21 protein-coding genes, 2 tRNA genes and 1 rRNA gene are annotated in these 21336 nt (G+C 45.7%); 10 read left to right on the top strand and 14 right to left on the bottom strand.

The genetic code is table 11. The features are described from left to right. The first annotated feature begins 83 nt into the window (after window positions 1–83). Window positions 84–185, top strand: a tRNA-Ser gene (locus M1125_02815). 44 nt (window positions 186–229) lie between these two features. Here M1125_02815 and M1125_02810 read toward each other — a convergent pair. Then, window positions 230–811 carry a hydrolase gene (locus M1125_02810; GenBank protein MCL5404743.1) on the bottom strand — a complete coding sequence of 194 codons (582 nt, stop codon included), beginning with the start codon at window positions 809–811 and terminating at the stop codon, window positions 230–232. Between the two features lie 62 nt (window positions 812–873). After that, window positions 874–948: transfer RNA gene (locus M1125_02805), tRNA-Lys, on the bottom strand. Between the two features lie 209 nt (window positions 949–1157). Between M1125_02805 and M1125_02800 the strand changes: the two genes are divergently transcribed. Beyond that, window positions 1158–1655: a hypothetical protein gene (locus M1125_02800; protein MCL5404742.1), complete on the top strand. Its 498-nt coding sequence runs from the start codon at window positions 1158–1160 to the stop codon at window positions 1653–1655. A gap of 14 nt (window positions 1656–1669) precedes the next feature. On the opposite strand, the gene M1125_02795 is transcribed toward M1125_02800, so the two are convergent. Further along, entirely contained in the window at window positions 1670–4408 is a 2739-nt protein-coding gene (locus tag M1125_02795) for an AAA family ATPase (GenBank protein ID MCL5404741.1), read from the bottom strand. A 94-nt stretch (window positions 4409–4502) separates the two neighbouring features. Beyond that, on the bottom strand, window positions 4503–5015 hold the full coding sequence (locus tag M1125_02790) for a CDP-2,3-bis-(O-geranylgeranyl)-sn-glycerol synthase (protein ID MCL5404740.1): 513 nt from the start codon (window positions 5013–5015) through the stop codon (window positions 4503–4505). Window positions 5016–5114: 99 nt separating this feature from the next. Here M1125_02790 and pth2 point away from each other — a divergent pair, with 99 nt between their 5' ends. Next, window positions 5115–5474: a peptidyl-tRNA hydrolase Pth2 gene (gene pth2, locus M1125_02785; protein MCL5404739.1), complete on the top strand. Its 360-nt coding sequence runs from the start codon at window positions 5115–5117 to the stop codon at window positions 5472–5474. Window positions 5475–5479: 5 nt separating this feature from the next. Here the strand turns inward: pth2 and M1125_02780 are convergent, their stop codons facing one another. Further along, complete coding sequence (locus tag M1125_02780) at window positions 5480–6391, bottom strand: branched-chain amino acid transaminase (protein ID MCL5404738.1); 912 nt, start codon at window positions 6389–6391, stop codon at window positions 5480–5482. A gap of 74 nt (window positions 6392–6465) precedes the next feature. On the opposite strand from M1125_02780, the gene M1125_02775 reads away from it, so the two are divergent. Then, window positions 6466–6768: an MGMT family protein gene (locus M1125_02775; protein MCL5404737.1), complete on the top strand. Its 303-nt coding sequence runs from the start codon at window positions 6466–6468 to the stop codon at window positions 6766–6768. 34 nt (window positions 6769–6802) lie between these two features. On the opposite strand, the gene M1125_02770 is transcribed toward M1125_02775, so the two are convergent. Continuing rightward, window positions 6803–7174, bottom strand: a complete 372-nt coding sequence (locus M1125_02770; GenBank protein MCL5404736.1) for a hypothetical protein — start codon at window positions 7172–7174, stop codon at window positions 6803–6805. Window positions 7175–7493: 319 nt separating this feature from the next. Here M1125_02770 and M1125_02765 point away from each other — a divergent pair, with 319 nt between their 5' ends. Further along, the gene (locus tag M1125_02765; GenBank protein ID MCL5404735.1) at window positions 7494–8522 is read left to right on the top strand and encodes a hypothetical protein; all 1029 of its coding nucleotides are present in this window, start codon (window positions 7494–7496) and stop codon (window positions 8520–8522) included. Here M1125_02765 and M1125_02760 read toward each other — a convergent pair. Beyond that, window positions 8514–9548 carry an mRNA surveillance protein pelota gene (locus M1125_02760; GenBank protein ID MCL5404734.1) on the bottom strand — a complete coding sequence of 345 codons (1035 nt, stop codon included), beginning with the start codon at window positions 9546–9548 and terminating at the stop codon, window positions 8514–8516. The genes M1125_02765 and M1125_02760 overlap by 9 nt on opposite strands. A gap of 82 nt (window positions 9549–9630) precedes the next feature. Here M1125_02760 and M1125_02755 point away from each other — a divergent pair, with 82 nt between their 5' ends. From M1125_02755 to alaS, 4 genes are all read left to right on the top strand, one after another. Further along, window positions 9631–10518, top strand: coding sequence for a hypothetical protein (locus M1125_02755; GenBank protein MCL5404733.1), 888 nt, complete (start codon window positions 9631–9633; stop codon window positions 10516–10518). Between the two features lie 17 nt (window positions 10519–10535). Next, window positions 10536–11159 carry a DedA family protein gene (locus tag M1125_02750; protein MCL5404732.1) on the top strand — a complete coding sequence of 208 codons (624 nt, stop codon included), beginning with the start codon at window positions 10536–10538 and terminating at the stop codon, window positions 11157–11159. A gap of 111 nt (window positions 11160–11270) precedes the next feature. Next, complete coding sequence (locus tag M1125_02745; protein ID MCL5404731.1) at window positions 11271–12137, top strand: exonuclease V; 867 nt, start codon at window positions 11271–11273, stop codon at window positions 12135–12137. 9 nt (window positions 12138–12146) lie between these two features. After that, entirely contained in the window at window positions 12147–14816 is a 2670-nt protein-coding gene (alaS, locus tag M1125_02740; GenBank protein MCL5404730.1) for an alanine--tRNA ligase, read from the top strand. 19 nt (window positions 14817–14835) lie between these two features. On the opposite strand, the gene M1125_02735 is transcribed toward alaS, so the two are convergent. The 4 genes from M1125_02735 to M1125_02720 are packed head-to-tail and all read right to left on the bottom strand — an operon-like array spanning window position 14836 to window position 18646. Beyond that, window positions 14836–16050, bottom strand: coding sequence for a M20 family metallo-hydrolase (locus tag M1125_02735; protein MCL5404729.1), 1215 nt, complete (start codon window positions 16048–16050; stop codon window positions 14836–14838). 60 nt (window positions 16051–16110) lie between these two features. After that, window positions 16111–17526 carry a mercury(II) reductase gene (gene merA, locus M1125_02730; protein ID MCL5404728.1) on the bottom strand — a complete coding sequence of 472 codons (1416 nt, stop codon included), beginning with the start codon at window positions 17524–17526 and terminating at the stop codon, window positions 16111–16113. Between the two features lie 17 nt (window positions 17527–17543). Continuing rightward, window positions 17544–18116, bottom strand: a complete 573-nt coding sequence (locus tag M1125_02725) for a redoxin domain-containing protein (GenBank protein ID MCL5404727.1) — start codon at window positions 18114–18116, stop codon at window positions 17544–17546. An 11-nt stretch (window positions 18117–18127) separates the two neighbouring features. Continuing rightward, the gene (locus M1125_02720; protein MCL5404726.1) at window positions 18128–18646 is read right to left on the bottom strand and encodes a hypothetical protein; all 519 of its coding nucleotides are present in this window, start codon (window positions 18644–18646) and stop codon (window positions 18128–18130) included. Between the two features lie 76 nt (window positions 18647–18722). Between M1125_02720 and M1125_02715 the strand changes: the two genes are divergently transcribed. Beyond that, the gene (locus M1125_02715; protein ID MCL5404725.1) at window positions 18723–19073 is read left to right on the top strand and encodes a helix-turn-helix transcriptional regulator; all 351 of its coding nucleotides are present in this window, start codon (window positions 18723–18725) and stop codon (window positions 19071–19073) included. Here M1125_02715 and M1125_02710 read toward each other — a convergent pair. From M1125_02710 to M1125_02700, 3 genes are all read right to left on the bottom strand, one after another. Beyond that, window positions 19065–19472: a low molecular weight phosphatase family protein gene (locus M1125_02710; GenBank protein MCL5404724.1), complete on the bottom strand. Its 408-nt coding sequence runs from the start codon at window positions 19470–19472 to the stop codon at window positions 19065–19067. The two genes, M1125_02715 and M1125_02710, sit on opposite strands and share 9 nt — an antisense overlap. 52 nt (window positions 19473–19524) lie before the next feature. Then, window positions 19525–20031 carry an inorganic diphosphatase gene (gene ppa, locus M1125_02705; GenBank protein ID MCL5404723.1) on the bottom strand — a complete coding sequence of 169 codons (507 nt, stop codon included), beginning with the start codon at window positions 20029–20031 and terminating at the stop codon, window positions 19525–19527. A gap of 137 nt (window positions 20032–20168) precedes the next feature. Further along, window positions 20169–21336: ribosomal RNA gene (locus tag M1125_02700) — 16S ribosomal RNA — on the bottom strand; the annotation flags it as partial.

Raw genomic sequence — 21336 nt, 5'->3', positions numbered from 1 at the left:
ATGGCAAACGCAGCAAAAGGCCAAATGGCAGGGCCGGCTTCCGCCACTATATTTAAATTAGTGCGTTGATAAAAAATACTCGTGCCGGGGTCGCCTAGAGGTATGTTAAAACACTCTAAAGGGCGGCAGCCTGCTAAGCTGTTTGGCCGAATAAGCCTTCGTGGGTTCGATTCCCACCCCCGGCGCTCATGTTCTTTCAGCTTTCAAGCGCACGCCTGCGCTGCTGCATTCAGGAAAGCATAGCCAACGCTTCGTTCGTCTTCCTTACAAGCCCAATCCTTGGAAATATGTTTTTTACTGTAGCGTCGTGCTCTTCATTGCTCATTGCGCCCATTGCGTCTTCAGCAAATATCTGGTTATACCCATATTGGTACGCCTCCCTTGCTGTCGACTCAACTCCCATGTTGGTGGCTATGCCACAGAGCACTATGTTCCTGATTCCCCTTCTGCGTAGCTGCAGGTCAAGTTCTGTCCCGTGAAATGCGCCCCAATGCCTTTTCGTTATTATTATGTCGTTCCTCTGTGCATTAAGCTCAGGTACAAATGCGTCCCAGTCCGCAGGCCTTGCCCCACCCCAATTAGGAGTATTGTCTACAACAGGGTTAAGCATGTCCTTGCCGTCTATAGAAGATACATGCACCAAGAACACAGGTGCCTTTTGCTCCCTGAACTTTGCTGCAAGCCTTGCTGCATTTGCAATCACTGTTGATGTTTTATTGGGCTTGGTCTCCGCCCCGGACGCAGCAATACCTTTCTGAAGATCAATGATGACCAATGCAGTCTCGCTGAATTTGAATTTTTTGCCATCCATAAAACCACAGAAATAAATTGCAATCCATATTCTTACACCTTTCTGCATTCTCCGAGAAAAGGCGGGCCCGGTGGGATTTGGACCCACGACTTAGAGGTTAAAAGCCTCCCACTCTGGCCAAACTGAGTTACGGGCCCTTAAAAATTAAAAAGCATTTAAATCGAAAGTATATAAAGATTTTCAATAATTAGGGGTTCGTGTTGCAGCGCCCATCCAACTAAAAAAGCGCAGTTTGCCTGCTGCAGTAGCAAGCCAGCTGATATAAAGCCTGCACTGGATATGTGCAGGAATTGTAATAAAAGCGCTTTTTGGGAAAATCTTAATTAGGTAAAGCGCAATCAATACCATGCAGGATTTGGGCGACACGATAGACTATTTCGACGGAATGCTTTCAAAAAGCGCTGCAAGAAATGTCAAGGCATGGCTTGAAGATAAATACGGCAAAAGCCTTGCCTGGCCTGTAATTAATGCCGACGCAGTCAGAGGGCTTTTCGATCTGGGAAGGGATAATGCTCTTGCTGCAAAATACATATGCAAATTTTACTTGGGAAGCGTTTCGATAGAAGACAGCATATACGCAATAAACGAGGAAGTTGATGGGATAAAATTCAATAACCGAAAGCCCAAGGCAATAATGTTCATCGGGCGCAAGGAGCAGATACCGATAATCTTATACAAAAAGCAAAGCGCACGGCTTAAGCTTCTCAAATGCCGGACTCAGGCTATTGTACGAATAAGCAACATAAGCATAGATCTCAGGCATTTTGTAATAGAATGTACAAAAGAGACGGAAATAGAATGCATGCCGGAACTGCAAGGCAATGCCAGTTCCGAAAAGCACTGAACAATGTGCATGCATTACCGCTGGCCGTATTTTGAATAAAACGCCAGATACCTGCTCATTACGATGTCTGGCGCTGAAGGTTTCATGTTGCCTATAACTGTCTGAAGGTCGCTCATGGAAATCTTGGATTCGCTTCCGCTTTTTATGGCCCTATGCAGTGCCATGGTCTTTGCTTCTCTGCATACATTTGCGATGTCGGCGCCAGTGAAGTTAGGCGTCATGTCCGCAAGCTTCTTCGTGTCTATATCGTTTTCCTTCGGCGCCTTTTCAAGATATTCATCGAATATTTTTGCCCTGGAATCAGCATCCGGAGGCTTAACGAAAACCAGTTTGTCGAACCTCCCGGGCCTCAGTATTGCAGGGTCAAGAACGTCAGGTCTGTTTGTTGCGCCTACTACAATCACATCGTTCATTTTCTTTAGGCTGTCCATGTCCTTAAGCACTTCAGTCGTTATCTGCGCACTTAACTCGCTGGCCCCCTGCCTGTTCACCACAAGCCCGTCAATTTCGTCTATGAATATTATTGCAGGCTTGTTTTCCATAGCCCTATAGAATATCTCCTTTATCTTCTTGTTAGCGTTTTCAACGCCTTCCTCCTGCAATGCCGGCGCGTCTATTTCAAGCATTGTGACGCCGTTCAGTTCGTTAGCTACAGCCCTCATAAGCATCGTCTTTCCGGTTCCTGGAGGCCCGAACAATAGCATGCCGTTTATTGTCTTTATGTCATATTTGTCCAAAAGGTCAGGATGCATGAGCGGCAGCTGTATGGCTTCAACTATCGCCTTTTTAGCTGAATCTAGGCCAATCACCTTGTCCATTGTTACTTCGTCAGAATCATTCTTGGCATTCGTTTCGTTTCCCATGCGCCTTTCGAAATCTATCTTGAACCTATTATACTTTTCTATCTGCGCAAGAGACGTTGAAGGCTTTGTCGCCCTAATCACACTTAGTATGTCGTCCATAGTTATCTCAAGTATCTTGTGTTCGTTTGCAGCCTCTTGTGCGACAATCTGTGCAACGCTTTCGCATACCGCTTTTATATCGGCTCCTGAGTACCTTGGTGTGCTTTCTGCAATCTTGTCAAGATCCAAATCGCTTGCAAGCGGCAAGCCCTTCAAATAAATTTCAAAAATCTTCTTCCTGCCATTGAAGTCTGGCAGCTGCATGTATATCGCCCTGTCCATCCTACCTGGCCTCAGTATTGCAGGGTCAAGCTTGTCTGGTGCGTTGGTTGCACCAACAACGATAACATTGTCCAGCCTCTGGAATCCGTCAAGCTCTACAAGAAGCTGCGACAATGCATGCCTGTGCGTTTCATCTATTTCGCCTTCGCGGCTCTGTGCAATTGAATCTATTTCATCAATAAACAATATGCACGGCGTATTCTTTTTTGCAGTTGCAAATATGTTGCTCACAAGCTTCTCTGATTCGCCTGTGTATGCCGATATGAGGTTTGTCGCCTTTACATAGAAAAAGTTAGCATGTATCTCATTTGCTAATGCCCTCATCATCATCGTTTTTCCGGTTCCCGGCGGTCCGAAAAACAGCAGCCCCTTCAGCGGCTTTATGTTATAGGCCCTTGATATGCCGTGCTTCTCGAGCGGGCCAATTACGGCTTCCTTCAGCTCCTCCTTTGTATTTTCATAGTTGCCTATGTCATCAAACGTTTCGTGTACATTGCCCTGCTGCAGATCCTCAAACGCTTCGCCGAATTTCATCCTGGTATCCTGCTTTTTAACATCAAGAGCCTTGACAACGTGCACGTTATATAGCTCCATCACTACAAGGAGGAGAGGCGCAATGGCAAATCCAATGAACGGAAAGGGGCTTATTCCAGAGCCTTGGAAGTATGCAACTATCTCGTATCCTACTGGGAATATTATTCCGGCAAGGCTCGCCTTGCTCCCTTTGTACTTAGACCTGCTGTTTATTGCCAAATATTCTATAACAAATGCAGCCAGTATCGCAATAGGCAGCGCTATGAGGTATGAAAGCTCCGAAGTTATGGCCCCGACCAATATTACAAACGTATTGTCGATGCTGCCCATTGCTGCAGAAGAGAGGAAGAGGTTTATTGATTTGGAAAAAGCCGGCACGAAATTGACTAGCGAAAGCTGCCCGAGCTTAAGGTTGGTTAGCAGGTTCGCGTTTCCCGCGGAAATCTTTGCGTAGTGCGCAGCGCCATTATACGAAGTAATGCCTACGGCGTTCAAGCCGGTAGTGCCGGAAAATGCTGCGACACCCAATATCACAAGGATGAACATTATTGATGCTCTTTTGAATCCTACAGTGAGTATTGCGAATATCGCTGCAGGTATGGCCACAATAAAGCCCAGCAGCGACAGGGATGCCGCTATAAGTATATAAGTAAAAATTATCGTCCTATAATGCATGTAGCCATAAACAAGCGAAAAGCTGAGTATGAACAAAAATATCCATGCCAGCGCAGGAGTTTGGTATATGAAGATCGGAAGTATTGCTAGCATGAAAAATATAAATCCTAGGAATGGGTGGTATTCCGTAGATGCAAACAAGAATACCAGAACCAGCAAAGCCAGCAGATACGGGTAAAACGGGAATACATACGCTATAAGCAGGAAAGCAGCAGCAATTAACAGGGCGTCTACAAAGTTATTGTTTTCTGTAATCCTGAGCACTATGTCTTTTAACCTATAAACCCATATAGGCACCCTATGAGTTTGCTTTATTATCTGCTGAACCCTGGCGCTCCGCGCATCTTTTGTCGTAGCCATTTTGTATCCGCTTTTGTGCAATAAAGCAATTACATCGATTAAGTTATTGCTATTCAGGTTTATATACTTAATTTATCTGCGCGCTCCTGTGCAACTACCATGGAACTTCCTTAAGCTTCAGTTTATAAGCGCCCCTGTTTGTGAGCACGTGCATCAGCCCTGTCAATACGACTAGGAATAGAAAGCCTAGCGGTGCGGGAAATACGCCAGGTTTGAAAACATACGCGAATATCACAGCAAATACAAAAAAGCCATACTGGTCCATTACAGGAAAACTGCGCCCTGAACCAATTCCCAATTGCCTTTTTATAAAGCTGCCGAGCAGGTCGCCGAAGTTAGCCCCTACCGTCAAGAGTATGGCCACAGGGAGCATGTAATGAAGGAACGGATATTCTATAAGGCCGATAGCTATGCCTGCCAAGAAGCTTGAGACCGTTCCTCTGATTGTCTTGTGGTCTCCAAAGACCCTTCTATTCCTTATTTTGGCCTTGAAATCAAGGGGCTTCCCACCACCAAACAGCACCGGCGCGCCATTTGCCGCGTAGGCAGGGAATATGTAAATTATCGGATATATAAATAGCGAATATAGGAATACCAATACAGACACAAGAACACCACTGGCCAAGGCCACAAATGCATTGCAGATAATGATGTACAGCAACCAATATAAAAATAGCCGTGAATAATTAAAAACAATGGTGTTGCATTGGAAGAGGAGCTCAAGCAGGCAATAATCGTGCGCTTAGACCTAGAGATGAGCAAGGGCAAGATAGCCGCGCAAGCAGCCCACGCATCGCTTATGAGCTATTTTGAAGCCGAAAGGCAGGACCCGGAGCTGGCAAAAGAGTGGCTTGAAACCGGAGAAAAAAAGATAGTGCTGAAGGTAAGCAATGAGGAAGCGCTAATAAAGCTGTATAATGCGTTTAAATTCAAAAAGGTCCCATGCGCACTTGTAACTGACGCCGGGCTAACGGAAGTTCCGAAAGGAAGCAAGACAGCCTTAGGCATAGGCCCATGGAAAAGCGGCGAAATAGACGTTTTTACCAGAGGCTTGAAGCTCCTTTGAAAAGCTCAAGCAAACGTGAGCCATTTTGCATATTTCTTATCTTTGCCTGTTACTACGTTCATATATGCAGCTGCCAGTTTCTTTGTTATCGGCCCGACCTTCCCATCGCTTACAGGTATGCCGTCTACGCTTGTTATCGGAGTTATTTCTGCAGCCGTTCCGGAAAAAAAGACTTCATCTGCAGTATAAAGCTCCTCCCTGTGCAATTTGGATTCCACAACCTCTATCCCCAAATCTCGAGCTATGGTGATTAGGGTATACCTTGTTATGCCCAGCAGTATGTCTGATTCCTGGTTAGGAGTGAATAGCTTGCCGTCCCGTACCAGAAATATGTTTTCCCCAGGGCCCTCGGCTATATACTCGCCAGATAATAGTATCGCTTCGTCGAAGCCAGCGGCCTTCGCCTCGTTGCTGGCGATTATTGAATTAATGTAATTACCACTCGCCTTGGCCCTTACTGGGAGTATTTCGGAATTTATCCTGCGCCATGAAGAAACCTTGCACCTTATCCCCTTATCCATGCCGCTCCCGAAATATTTTCCAAACGGCACTGCAGCAATAAAAACGCTTACCTTCTTGCCATAAGCGTTTATGCCTATCTCATCCTCGTTATAGAACGCAAAAGGCCTTATATAAGACTGCTCTAGTTTATTCGAGCGTATTACGCTTTTGATCGCGTCGGCCAGTTCGCGTTCAGTCCGGTTTAAATCCATGGAGTAAATTTTTGCAGTCTGCATGAAGCGCTTTAAATGCTCCGGCAACCTGAATATTGCAGCGCCTTTAGGGGTGCTGTAAGACCTTATCCCTTCAAAGATGCCTGATCCATACTGCAACGAATGCGTTAATATGGGCACAACCGCAGATCCGTAAGGCACAAGTTTGCCGTCAAGCCAGACATTAAAATTTTTGTCCTTCATGCTCTCATCATAAATTAATAATGCAAAGGATAATATTAATTATATGCATTAATTCTATGCGCAGGGTGCATAAAATGAATAAGCGCATTACGGCAATGCTTTCAAGGTCAGGCCTTACGGAATTTCAGAAAAGCGTTCTTATAGCGACTGCGACCATACCTAAAGGCCAAACGCGCACATACAAGGAAATAGCGATCATGATAGGGCATCCAAGGGCCTACAGGGCAGTGGGCAGCGCCCTGGCTAAAAATCCATTTGCTCCAGCAGTGCCGTGCCACAGGGTGATAAGAAGCAACGGAGACATAGGAAATTACTCTGCAGCAGGCGGCAAAAAGGCAAAGCGCGCTTTGCTGAATGCTGAAGGTGCAAAGCTTTAGCTAAGGGCAGTGTCTAGTTGGCAGGCCAGGGCATTTAATGCCCTGGCACGCTACTAAACTCCTTATACACTCTGTCTGTAACAATCCCATTCCCATTCAAGTATGCAGTCGCATAGCTCTCCAAGAGCCTATTTCTCATCCCCGCAAGTTTGTGGAGCACAGCATTCCCCTGCTCAGTAAGCGCAAGCTGCCTTCCAGGATCGTCCTTACTTGCGAAATCTACCAGCCTGCGCTCCTTCAGCCTGTTCAGCGCATACCAAACCGAACTCTTTGATATGCCATAAGCCTCGCTCATGTAAATAACGAAACTGCTGGCGCTGTCTATCTTGTCGGCCCCTATTTCGACTATGATCAGCTGCTCACGCTGAGTAAGCCTTTCATAATTCTCATACCTACTATCTACCATCTGGCGCACATAAACCACCCAAAAATTTTTTAAAGAGGTTTATGCAGCCAGATGATTCAATGGTGTGTACTTAATTATTGGATCTGTAATGCTGCAGCTACCAACAAAGGATGAGACTCTTGAAACATTCCAGAGTAGCCCAGCTTGCATTATCACACCATATATCATTTGCTGCTTCTATAAAAGCGTTCTCGCTTTTTGTTCTTAAGTTTAGAGATGCAGAATAATATTTAAAGCTTATGTACAAGTACGCCTATTGCAAGGAATAAAATAGCATACTAATAAATATCTAATATAGCACACAAATTCTCGCGGTTTTATGACAATAAGCAAGGAACAGAATGTGCTGCGCGCTCCGAATTCCGGCATGCTGCGCACTGACGATAAAAATGCCAAGCTGAATTTCATGCGCTGGCTAGAGCATGAAGGATACATGCATGTTGATAACGACAGGTATAAACCCAAAACCAAATGGAACTCAAGGGAGGATAGGGTAAAAGTTATAAAAAAGCTGGTTGAAACGCTGCAAATCGATCCAATAGATTTGCGCAGCGATGATTTTCTTAAATTCGGAGTTTTCAGCCTTTTTCAATCATATTCATCCAGAAGCGTCAAATCTGCGCCAGCAATGTTAAGGATACTGCAGGATGCGTACCCAGAAAGGGATTTCCATATATGGGACCTCAAAACCCTGAGCAAGTCTGTCGTCAGGAACAAAGACGCCGCTGACGATGCCGTACTATGGCTTGTTAAAAAGAGGAACGGCATAATACAGGACAACTCTGATCTTGTGAATGAAAATTTATCGTTTGTGCTTTTATTCTACCCTAATATTTTTGAGGCTGTAATATCTGCACGTGCAACAGGCATAAGCAGCGGGTCGATGAAGCATCTTGCAGGATTGTACATGAACAGCAACTTTGCAAGCAACCCGGCAAATAGGAAATCAGCAGTGAGATTCATTGTGGGCATTAAGGGTTCGCCCAATGCCGTAAGATATGAAGATTTTGAAGCCTATGGCTTTTTGCCGCTCCTTGACTACTATAAACATGACCTGGCAGTATCTAAGATCGATGCATCAGATACTGGCCGTCTTCTGTCAGGCTTGGCACTGTCAGAGGCGATAAGCAACTTTAACATGCTTGATTCGGTAGACCCTCCGAAATCCCTTTTCAGGGGGGCAAAAATGCGAAAGCAGTCGACTATGTGGCTTGCCCAAAAGGTGCACAAGAAAATTTTCAAGCTCACGCCTGATGACTGGGCCAGCGCAGGCATACAATGGATATTGCAGGATTTCTACAACAACGACTACACTGCAGCAATCAGGGAAGCAGAATACCTATGGTGACATGCTGACCAGTGAGGCAATCTCCTTAAATGACGCAAGCTGCTGCCCGACCTCGTCGCCAGAGTTAAATACCTCTATGCGCAAATGCTTTTCCTCTGCCGCAGCCAATAAGCTTTGTATCGACGGTTCGCCTAGCACAGAATCATTTACAAGTACTATTGTGGCCTGATACGCTTCTATTGCATCCTTAACTCCTGCTAGCCCGTATTTAGACGTGCCGACCGCAAGACCCCTGAGGAATTCCTCCATAAGCATAAATTCGTGCCTTATCCTCTCCCTCCGCAGCAGATTTGCCACGTCAGGGCTTTTTATTATTTCGTAAATGCCTGACCGTTCCGTATTGCTCGCTTGCATATAAATTATGTTTTTACCAATCCTCTCCTGCTTTGCTTCCAAATACGATTTTATATCGTCTTTCGTGAAGCCTGGGCCGGCAAGTATCACGCTTTCTGCGTCCATGCCCTCTATTGCATTTATCACTGCTTCATAGTACTTTTTTTGCTGCTCCTGGAAATCCTTTTGACTCATGCGCTTGCTCAGGTTGCTGTAAATCTCGCTTTTAAATTCAACCCCATACCCTAGAAGATAAGCCGGCAAAGCCTTTTCGTCATCAACCACTATTATGCCGAGCCTTGGCTTCTTGGTATCCTTTACCGCCTCTTTAACTACGCCTACAAGGTATTCGGGCCACTTCTGCTTGATTATATCTATGGTATCCAATGAGGCAACATTCAAAGTGTGGTAACTGTTCAACTTTATATACTGCTCCGGCTTTCCTTCAACTATCTTGCCTGTTATGCGAAGCCTCATGGCGGTCTTGTCGAGCTCCGTCTTTTCAACGCGCAAGGAAACTACAACCTCCTTAAGCTCGCCAGTGTCGCTTTCGTTCGCTTTGAAGCGCCTCAAGCTCTTCGACCTTACTATGTCGTTTGAAAATATTATTCTTTGGGCGGTCCACAAATCCTCTGTCCCTTCAAGCTTGAGCCTCATCAAGCCTTCATTCTGGTAGAACTTGACCATCTTCATTATATGCACTGCACTTACTTTGGGGATTAAGCTTTAATAGTATAAATATAATAATCAAAATAAATTAAATGGCTGAATCAATATGCATGGCAATCAGAACCATAACTACGACAAACACATGGCGTATGCGCTTGTCGCGCTTGTAGCAGTGCTTGCAATAGCGTTAATGGTAACCGCATTTGCACTATACAATTCCGAGCATGCAATAGCAGTACTGAGCCAAGAGCCGCATGGCTACGCTTCCATAGCGCTGCTTATAATCCCATCGCAATATATGACAAGCAGCATGAAAATAACGCTGAACGGCAGCGGCTACAGCACCACTGTGCCTGTAAGCCTGGGCATAGCCACATATGGCATAGGGGGCGAAGTGACTGGTCCGGTCCTGCCAAACGAGACGCTGCAAGTCCCAAACTATACAAGGTACAAGCTGTTATTTACAGGCTTAAAGCCCCAGACAAAGTACACAATTACAGTCAACGGCTCTAGCTCGCCATATTGCTTTCCTGGGCTAGCATGCGCGATGTTCATAGTTAAAATATACAAAGTCTTTAACATCACTACAGGCCCGAATGGCTCTACAATCAACATTACACTAAACAATTTAGGAATAACCTCAAACACCACGAATGTGATTGCAAACAGCTCGCTTGCATCGTATGCCCCGTGCACCCAATCCTACATCACGGAAAACAACAGCACTACAGCTGTATGCAGCCCAGACCAGCGTCTTTACAACTTTGCATTAAAATCAATAAACAGGAACGGGACAATAACGATATATTCATACAGGTATATTCAGGCAATGCTTAATCAAACGAATGCAATTGCAGAAGTAATAAAAAAAGGCGAAGTTGCGGGGTTCCTATGCTCTGGATTATTTGCATATTATGAAAATTCAAGCTATGCAAACCAGCTTGCGTTCTTTAAAATAGTAAAGACGCGCCCCATACCATGCCCTGTTGCATAAGAACATGCGGTGCACAAATGATTGAACTTTCAATACTTGCCTCAATAGGCGCGCTTATAAGCCACACCTCATCAGAAGTCGTAGCCATAGTCAAGGGTTACGGCTATTTTGGCATATTTGCGCTCATGTTTATGGAGGGCTCGTCATTGCCTGTACCAAGTGAAGTTGTTTTGCCCTTGGCCGGCTTTTTTGTGGCGAACGGGTCCATGAATTTCTTCCTTGTTTATATAGCGGCGCTTTTAGGAAGCATAGGCGGTCTGGCAGTCGATTACTATATAGGCTATTACCTGGGCAAAGACGTAGTCTACAAGCACCTGCGCCTTTTCCACATAAAGCAGGAAAGGCTCGATGCATTTGACAAATGGTTTGAAAAAAACGGCGTCGCTTCAGTATTTTTCACAAGATTCATACCTGTATTGAGGACCATAATGAGCTTCCCTGCCGGCTTTGCCAGAATGTCCCAGAAAAAATTTTATGCATACTCTATACTAGGGACTGGAATATACGACATAATCCTCATAATATTCGGGATGAAGGCGATTTCCACAAGCCATATCGCATTAACGTTTGCTGCGATAGGCGCATTTGCCATAGTCTTATACGCAATATACAAAATCGCCATGACCCGCATGCAAAAGTGACTGCTTTTGTGCATTCAAAAGCTATTTATAACCTTAATCAGAAAACCTTTATGTGATGATTGAGGTAATCGCTGAGCTAAGGCTATGACGATAGGTAGGCGGGCTGATTTATTGGACGCTTTGCAAAGATTGGGAAAGAAAAGCATTCGTGCAACAGACATAGCTGCGCAATACTGGTGTGAAAAGCAGATGGAGCTAAACTATCTCCACGGTCCAGAGATAACAAGGGAGATAATAAAAGGGAAGGAGATACACGAAGAGCTGGAAAATGAAACAAACGTACCGATAGTGCTGCAGCCGAAAAGCTATGCGGATTTCATGTACAAAAGCCTTTATACAACATATGAAGCGCTTGAGACCCTTAAGAAGAACAGGAAATCCAGGGAGCTGCTGCTTTATGGAAACCTCGGAAGCTACAAAACAGTAGGAAAGATGGACGAGCTACTCGTATCAGGAGGGAGCGTTGTAATAATAGAGGATAAGACGCGAGCCACGGACAAGATGCCTTCGGAAGCGCAGATCAGATCCCATAGGGCCCAGGTGATCCTTTATAAAAAACTGCTAGGAGACATCATATCCGGCGCTTATAACGAGGATATTTTTGCAAAGGAATACGGCATACACAGGCTTAGCATCACAAAAGAGTTTGAAAGGCAGCTCGATGCACTGAATATAGCCAAGCTTGCCCAGAATCTTGCAGAAATAACCAAAAAATTCTTCAATGCATACAGGAGCATAGGCCACCTGAGCGACACCATGGTAATCAGGTACATAAACCAATACACTGGCAAGCGGATAGACAACTATAAATTCAGGATAACCGAAGAAGAATTGAACGGAACCATAGACTTCGCCCTAAAATACTGGAAAGGCGAAAGGCAGGCCCTCCCGGTGCCGTATGAGGAAAAATGGAAATGCGAATACTGCATTTTCTTCGGGAAAGAGTGCAAAGTGTGGTTCGGGCAAAAAACACTGTAAGTGATCGAAATGCTTGACAAAGAATCGCTCAGGAAGGAATTTTCGGAGAAGCCAGAGCTCTATTACAGCACAAAACTATTCGAAAGGGAAGGCTTTATTCGCAAGCAATGCAAGGGCTGCGGCAAATTCTTCTGGACAGCTGACGAAAGCCGTGAATACTGCGGGGATTCCGAACATGAAGGATACAGTTTTATGAAAAAGGACCCTGAAGAGGTGTCGCTTGAAAAATTCTGGTCAAAATTCTCAAAATTCTTCGAGGACAACGGCCACGCAGTTATAGAGCGCTATCCTGTCGTAAGCAGGTGGCGCCAGGACCTTTATTTTACAATTGCAAGCATACAGGATTTCCAAAGGATAGAGAACGGAGTTATGAGCTTCGAATACAACGCAAACCCTTTGCTAGTGCCGCAGATGTGCCTTAGGTTTAACGACATACCAAATGTCGGGGTTACCGGGCGCCACTTTACTTCGTTCATCATGGCAGGCCAGACCGCCTTCAATTACCCAAAGGAAGGCTACTGGAGGGACAGGACGATGGAGCTTAACTACGAAGTGCTTACGAAAATCGTCGGCGTAAAAAAGAAGGACCTGACATACGTGGAAGACGTATGGGCTATGGGGGATTTCTCGGAGTTTGGGCCAAGTATCGAAGCCTTTTCCGGAGGCCTGGAAATGGTCAACAACGTCTTCACACAATTCGAGTATAATAATGAGGTGAGGCGCGAACTTTCAGGGAAGGTTGTTGATGTGGGCTGGGGGCTCGAGAGGCTAGTATGGTTCAAAAGCGGTTCCCAGACCGCTTACGACCAGGTATTCAAGGAAGCCTTAGACTATATCCATAAAGAAAGCGGCATAAGGCCGAACACAGCGCTTTACTCAAAGGTGGCAGGCCAATTCGGAAAGATAGACCTCAGCGAGAGCAAATCCTTCGAAGACGTGGAACTAAAAGTAGCCAAGGCAGCAGGCATAAGCATGGAAGAGTATACTTCTATAATAAAGCCTATGCAAGCTGCATATGCCATAGCTGACCATGCAAAAACCCTGCTGTTTGCCATAACCGATGGCGCATTGCCAAGCAATGTAGGGGGTGGCTACAACCTCAGGGTGATATTGAGGCGCATATTCGATTTCCGCTCAAGGTACCGCATGAGCTTCGACATGAGGGAACTCATGGAGATCATAGCAAAATCCATGTCGCATATGTATCCGGAGCTTAGCAGCAGCATAGATGAGCTAGAAGACGTAATCAGGGTTGAGAAGGAGCGCTATGAAAACACGATGGCATCTGCAATAAAGACGATAAACGGGATAATAGACAGGCACGAAAAGATAACTCCGGAAAGGATGAGGGTGCTGTACGAGAGCAATGGTATAACTCCAGACCTTGTAAACGGCGTGGCAGCTTCAAGAGGCGTTACCCTTGAGCTTCCGGAAAGCTCGTACTCAAGCATAATAAAGGGCGATTTTACAGAAAAGCCCAATAAAAAGGACCGTTTTGATCTTGACGTTTCCGGAATAAAGAAAACCGAGAAGCTTTTCTACAATTTCGCATTGGAATCTGATTCAAAGGTGCTTCTGTGCAGCTCTGACATGGTGGTTCTGGACAAGACGCCGTTCTATGCTGAAAGCGGCGGCCAGGAAGCTGACCACGGCACAATTGACGGCATAAAGGTCAAGGATGTGCAGTCGCAGAACGGCGTGATAGTACATCTCCTTGAAGGAAGGCCCAACTTCAAGGTTGGTTCGAAAGTGCATTGCTTGGTTGACAGGAAAAGGAGGATGCAGCTTATAGCGCACCATACTGCTACGCACCTTATAAGCGCAGCTGCAAGAAGCGTGCTAGGAAAGCATGCTTGGCAGGAAGGTGCGCACAAAGGTGTTGCAAAGGCGCATATAGACATAGCGCATTATGAAAAGCTTAGCGACAAGCAGATTAAAGAGATAGAAGCCACAGCAAATTCATACCTCCAGAACGGGATACGCGTAACCATGAAAGAGATGGACAGGAATGAAGCCGAGTCAAAATTCGGGTTTTCAATATACCAGGGCCATGGGATCCCTGTAGCACGGCCAAGGATTGTGGAGATAACCGACATGGAGGGCAATATGATAGACGCGGAAGCGTGCGGCGGGATACACGCTATGGGCATAGAATCTATAATAGGAACGATAAAAATAATAGGCTCACAAAGGATACACGACGGCATAGACAGGCTTGAGTACGTAGCTGGTCTTGCATCATACAAGCACATAAACTCTATGGAAGAAAAACTTTTGGAAGCGGAAAGGATACTCGGCACCGACAGCTCCAAGCTGACAGACACGCTGTCGCAGATGTCCAAGCAGCTCTCTGAATATAAAAGCGCAATAGAATCAATGAAATCAGAGAAAGTGTCACAGGCTGCGGAAAAGCTTCTATCCTCGAATGAAAAATCGATGATTTATGAAATGGATTACGACATCGACATGCTTAGGCAGATCGCCACAAAGGTTGTCGATACTGATTCATCAAGGATAATAATACTCCATAATAAATCTGGAAACGTGGTATGCATATCAGGAAACGATTCAGGAAAGGATGCAAGCGAATTCATTAAGTCAAGCCTTGCTAAGCTAAAGGCAAAGGAATTCAGGGGCGGCGGCTCAAAGCGCATAGCCCAGGGCATGCTAATAAAATAAAGCAATGCCACGCTAAAATTTATAAGCACATGTTGGCGAATACCTTTGCATCGTTTACCATGTCGTCTATCCTGCAGTATTCGTTGGGCTGGTGTGCCATGTCCTCCGCTTCGGTGCCCCAAGCAACCGCAGGGAATCCTTTATGCCTGAAGAATGCTGCGCACGTGCCTCCGCCTACGCCCATGGGCTTTGCCTCGACTCCCATTACCTCTTTTATGCTTTTGAGAAGGCGTTTCACCACATCAGAATCCATGCTTGTGGGCGAGGCCGGATCCTCCCTGCTGAACGTTTCTATTTCTACTTTAACTGCTTTGAATTCATCCGAATTGCATACGGCTCTGACATCATTGAGCACATCGTCCAGCTTGTATTTTGGCAGCACTCTGCAATCAAAATAGAAAACATCCGAACCTGGTATTATATTAACGCTGTCTACGTTTTTCTCCCTCTTTGTAGGCTCGAAAGTCGAATACGGCGGCTGGTAGAGCCCATCCGTTGCATTGTACTTCTGGTGCAGCACCTCGTCAATCTTGGTTATGAGCTTGGATGCATTTCTGTTGGCGTTGACCCCTAATGCAGGCGTGCTCGCGTGCACCTGCTTCCCGTTGACCTTTATCCTCAGCCAAAGCGAGCCTTTTTCCGCTATTTCAACCATGCCTCCTCCTTCGCTAAGATAGTCTGGAACTACGAACATGTCTTTATCACCGAATATTCCCTGCTCCTGCAAAAGTTTCTGTATACCGTACCTGCTTCCGAGTTCCTCGTCCGCCACCAATGCAACGCCTATGTTGAAGGCCGTTTCCTTGCCAAATTCCTTGAGCGCCCTTAGCGCGTACATCGACGCTATTAAGTCCTGCCCATTGTCATTGGTTCCTCTGCCGTAAATTTTGCCTTCCTTTATCTCAGCCTTGAAAGGATCGGTAAGCCACAAAGCCCTGTCGCCTGGCGCGACTGTGTCCATGTGCGCCACAAACCATACTGTGCTTGGAGCATTCCCATGCCTAGCTACAAGGTTCGGCCTTTTTGTGCTTGTCTCATCGGTATACTCATACCTCTTTACTTCGAATCCCCATTCCTTGAGCTTTCCTTCAAGGAAATCAGCCCTTGCGCCTTCGCCCTTTCCGTCGCTCATCGGCGAAATCGAAGGTATTGAGACCATCTTTGACATAGTGCTTACCATGTCGTCCCTATACTTTTCTATAATCGAAATAAGGCTGCTTTTATTCTCGTCCATGCTATCACAGTCAATTTTAGCAGCCAAAGTATAAATTAATTCCATCCAGCTTTGTGCAAGTTATACCGTGCAGCAGCTCTGTTTGGATACATCTGCAAAAAACGACTGGCACGCAAGCTTGAATCCCTCACTCATCGTTGGAAATACGTGCACCGTGTCTATTATGTCTTCCAGTTTCATATGGAACTTTACTGCCATTACTGCTTCGTGTATAAGGTCTGCAGCTCCGTGTCCAAGCATATGGGCTCCAAGTATCTCATGCGTTTTTGGGTTTATTACCACTTTTATTACACCTCTTGTATCAGATATTATGCCTGCTTTTGGAACGAGCGCCATTGGAAGTGCGTTGCATCCGCAGTTATTAAGGTCCTTTATTACTTGCTCCTCTGTTCTGCCGACCATTGCTGCTTCTGGCTCCGTGAACACTGCGCTTGGAACTTCGTTTAAATCTATCTTCACCTTCTTATTCCCGAACATGTTCTGCGTAGCTATGTTCCCCTCTTTGGCAGCAAGCGTTTCAAGCATCGGATTGCCGGTCACATCACCTGCCGCATAAATGCCCTTCACGTTTGTCTGCATCATACCGTCTATTTTTATGAAACCTTTATCATTAGTCTCAAGGTTTACGTTTTTTAGCCCTAGCTTTTCGGTATTCGGCGTTCTTCCTGTAGCCATAAGCAATTTGTCCGCAACGAAGCTTTCTTCCTTGCCGTTAACCAGCGCTTTCACTTCAGTCCTGCCGCTACTCCCAGCAACGGATTTAACCTCTACATTGGTTCTTATGTCTATTCCGTCATCTCGCAGGTATTTGTCCAAATGCTTTGATATCGTAGGCTCCCAATTCGGGAGTATTGTAGGGCTCCTTTGCAATACTGTCACCTTCGTGCCGAACATGGAGAACATCTGTGCGAATTCCAATCCTATTGCCCTGCCGCCAATGACAACCATGCTTTCCGGAAGCTCCTTTAGAGACAGGGCGCTTTCGTTGTCCAGGCATTTTACCGTTTCAATGCCCTGGACTTTCGGTATGAACGACCTTGCCCCTGTGGCTATCAGTATCTTGCCTGCTTCAATCTCCTTGGAACCTGCCTTTATCCTGCCAGCCCCCTGTAGCGAGCCGAACTCGTTCAAATAGGTGACTTTTTCAAGCGAATCCATCACGTTCTCGTATTTGGATTCGTGGAATCCTTTTACCAGGTCATCTTTCTCCTGAACTATCTCTTTGTATTTCAGGCTGCCTTTATCATAGTCGAACCCTCTGAAGCGCTTGACCTTCAGCTCTCTTGCGAATCTTGCAACTGTTATCATGCGTTTGCTAGGCACGCATCCTACATTTACACACGTTCCTCCAAGCGTTGCCCCTTCGGTCGCATTCTTGCCTATCATTACCGTATTTTTACCTAGCTCGTTTGCTTTGATTGCTGCGGCGAACGCAGCTGCTCCTTGCCCGATTATCGCATAGTCGAATTTTTCCATTTATAAAACCTGTTTTATCACAATGAACTAGATAGGGAGTTTATTTTACTTTTAAGATTTTTCATCGTGGCTGCAAGGCTGCCGTCATTCTCGTAAAGTATCTTTCCATTTGGTCCTATCAAATAATATATGTCAAGATAACCGTCTTTATCGTATGCAAGAGATAAGTTATAACCTGAAATGGCGCTTCTGAAGTTGCTGTAGGAAGTCACATCCGGCGCATAATCATTTACGAATGTGTTTATGGGTGCGCCGCTATATCCCAAGTCTTTATAGAGCTCAACTTCGATTACATTTATGCCTTTATTTTTGAAGTAACTGATGTTGTCATTTAGCATTTCGTTTCCTACTGCGCATCCGCTGCACCACGTTGCGACAAACCAAAGAAGCACTGGCTTGCCTGTCAACGATGAAACATTCGCCACTGTGCCATTAGAAGCGTATATAAAGGAATAATTCGGAGCCTTTGCCCCCACTGCCGGCATGAACGACTGCGAAGCTCCTGCGCTTCGATTTATCCCAAAGAAATATACAAGAGCAATTGCAATTAATATTGCCGCAAATACATAGATAACTCTCTTTTTTTGCATTTTTTCACCAGCTAACATTTGCACGAAGGTTTCTTCAGCCTCTTTAACGAAACATAGATTGAATAATAAAGGAGCAGCGCTGCAAATACTATGAACACAGGGCTAAAATCTGAAAGAAGTCCTTGTATTGCACCTGACGCGAGGGCAATGCCGCCTGATCCGAATACTGCAACAAGGATAGAAGGTATGACCGGGGTGCAGCACATTGTGGAAGGCACAAGGCTTATTATGAATGCATAAATACCATTACTGCTGCTCTTCGCGCCGCTACTGAAGGCTTTTTGAGAATAAAGCCCTATGACCAAGGAGAAAGCTGCAAGTATTGAGAGCACAAATGAAGATGCCAATATATAGTAAAAATAATAGCCTATCCCGAAAAGCGCCAGGCCGAAATGGAAATATGAAAAAATGACGTAGTAAAATACGAACAGAACTGCGAAGAATGCCAGAAACCTTACTTTAAGCGTCTTAAGGATTGCGGTCGTACTTTCAAATGCTTCAAAACTGCTGCCTTGCGCATAGCTGTTCATGCAATCTACTGTTAAATATAAGCAAATAAGGTATTTAAACTACAAACTTTATAGTTATAAAGTGAAAGGTGATGCAATGAAAAATTCAGGCGCATGCGCTGCACAGGAAGCATTGTCGCTGGTCTCGAAGAAATGGCTTCTTATAGCGCTTAATAGCATAGCAGTTTATGGCCCTTCAAGGTATAACCAACTCTTGGAAAGGCTGTCGCCGATAAGCCCAAAGGGCCTAGCTGATGTATTAAAGCTGATGGAGAGCAACGGGCTGATACGCAAAGATAACGATTCGGTGCATTACGTTATTACAGCCAAAGGCAGCGATCTGGACAGGGCGGCGCTGCCGCTGCTGAAGTGGTCAAGGCCTTTCTGCAGGGACAAAAACTGCAGTGTTGCAGTAGAAATGGACGGGCAGCTTTCGCGATCAAGGTGAACCAGCTTCCAACTCGTTCACCAACTTCTTTACCTTTTCATATAAATTTTTAAGGTTCTTTTCCTTTTCTTCGTCGTTCATTCCTTCGAATTTAGGTATGCTCCAGTGCTCTGCGTTGTAACTCTTAGGAAGAAGCACACAGTCCTTGGGATCGCATACTGTTATTATCCTTGAGGCAGACTTGAGCATCTTTTCCGTGAGCATCTTCGGCTTCTGCCCGCTCATATCTATTCCATACGTTTTCTTGAGTAGCATTATAGCATCGTGGCTTATTTCTTTGGCCGGCTCTGCTCCTGAAGCGCTGATTGCCGAATCCCTCTTTGCCATGCTGTTGAACAACGCTTCGGCAATCTGGCTCCTGTAGGTGTTTTCCTTGCATACGAAAAGAACCAATGCCATAAGCCAAATTGGAAAAGAAAGAATAAATAGGAGATGGCGTTCTTCAATCCCTTTAGACTCTTGATTCCTTTAGTTCTTTCATCGCTTCCTCCTTGCCCTCGAACTTCTCGAACTTCATGAATTTTCCCTTCTCAAGCTCCTTGTAGTGCTCGAAGAAATGCTTTATCCTGTTCTTCATGAATTCAGGTATGTCCTGGGCGTCCTTGTACGAAGCGAACGAAGGATCAACTTTTTCTACAGGCACGGCTATTACCTTGTTGTCGGAGCCCTCCTCGTCGCTCATCACCGCGATGCCTATCGCCCTGACTTTTATCACCATGCCGCTTGATATCGGCACCTGCGACATTACAAGCACGTCAAGGGGATCTCCGTCCTTTCCCTTAGTTCCAAGCGCAAATCCATAGTTTGTGGGATACGTCATCGAGGTGAAAAGGAACCTGTCGACAACCACCGCTTCGAGGTCCTCCTTGTACTCATACTTTATGCCGCTGCCCTGCGGTATCTCTATGAACGCGTAAAACGTCTCCGGGAAATTGTCCGTCTGCTTTGAGAAGTTCATTCTATCACTTGCGTGCATTTATTGTTTTAAATAGCTAAAAACGTTTCGAAAAAAGAAAATGGCTCGCGCTGGGAAGCAAAAATTGCAGTCTTGAGGATTTATGCAGGTACCGATATATGGCCCGCACACTTATATTGTTGAGGTGATCTATCCGCAGGTTCCCCTACGGATACCTTGTTATACCTTAGCCCACCTTGCGAAACCTTAGTTCGAAAACGCCAGCGGCGCTGCCTCACTAAGACCTCACTTGGGTGGCTTGGTAGGCGGTGTGTGCAAGGAGCAGGGACGTATTCACCGCTCGATAGTGACAAGCGATTACTAGGGATTCCAGCTTCATGAGGGCGAGTTTCAGCCCTCAATCCGAACTTGGGCCGGTTTTAGGGGATTAGCTTCACCTTTCGGTGTTGCATCTCATTGTGCCGACCTTTGTATGCCGCGTGTAGCCCAGAAGATTCAGAGCATACTGACGTATCGTCGCCCTCTCCTTCCTCCTCCTTAAACGAAGGCGGTCCTAACAGGGTGCTCTGCCTATCTCTAGACAGATGGCAACTGTTAGTAAGGGTCTCGCTCGTTTCCGGGTCAATGAGCAATGCTCGCAATTTTAAGGCTGTATTCTTTTATCAGCATGATAAACGATGAAGTATTAATGAAATACGACTTGCTGCCTCTCTTCTCCGTATGTATGTTAAGCCTCTCAAGCACCACCTCGTCAACGCTGTCAAGGCGGCTTATAAAGATGCCTTTTGCATCGTTGCCGCCCATGCAGTCGAACAGCGCTGCGAAATAGCTGCCTGAGTATGCGTTAGCATACTTGAATATATTCGGCCTTCTTTCAAGCGCTTTCTCAAAACGCTTGACTAATGTGGAATTGTAGAAGAAAGCCCTTTTGCGCCTGCCCTCGCTCTCGATGAGTATCCTGTTAGGCTCTACGCCAAACTCTTGCATAGCGAGCTTGGCGAACCTCGCAATCATATCATCGTCGCTTGAGGCAAGCTCAATGCGCTTTCCTGCATTGCACCTGTATATTCCAAGCATATAGCTTGTTTCTGGTGTTAGCCTTAATTTTTGTGTCATTGCATCACTCATAGACTTACCGGACTTAACCGGACAGTTCACACCACGAGCTGACGGTCGCCATGCACTACCTCTCGGCTCGTCAGGTAAGATCTTCAGTCTGACCTTCACCCTGCCGTCGCTTCTGGTAATATTTCCGACGTTGGATTCAATTAAACCGCAGCATCCACCCCTTGTGTGCTCCCCCGCCAATTGCTTTAAGTTTCAACCTTGCGGCCGTACTCCCCAGGC

It is taken from the genome of Candidatus Marsarchaeota archaeon (genome assembly GCA_023485295.1).
Lineage (GTDB): Archaea > Micrarchaeota > Micrarchaeia > Micrarchaeales > Micrarchaeaceae > Micrarchaeum_A.
Note: the sequence above shows the minus strand (reverse complement) of the source record. Positions and strands in the feature narration are given on the sequence as shown.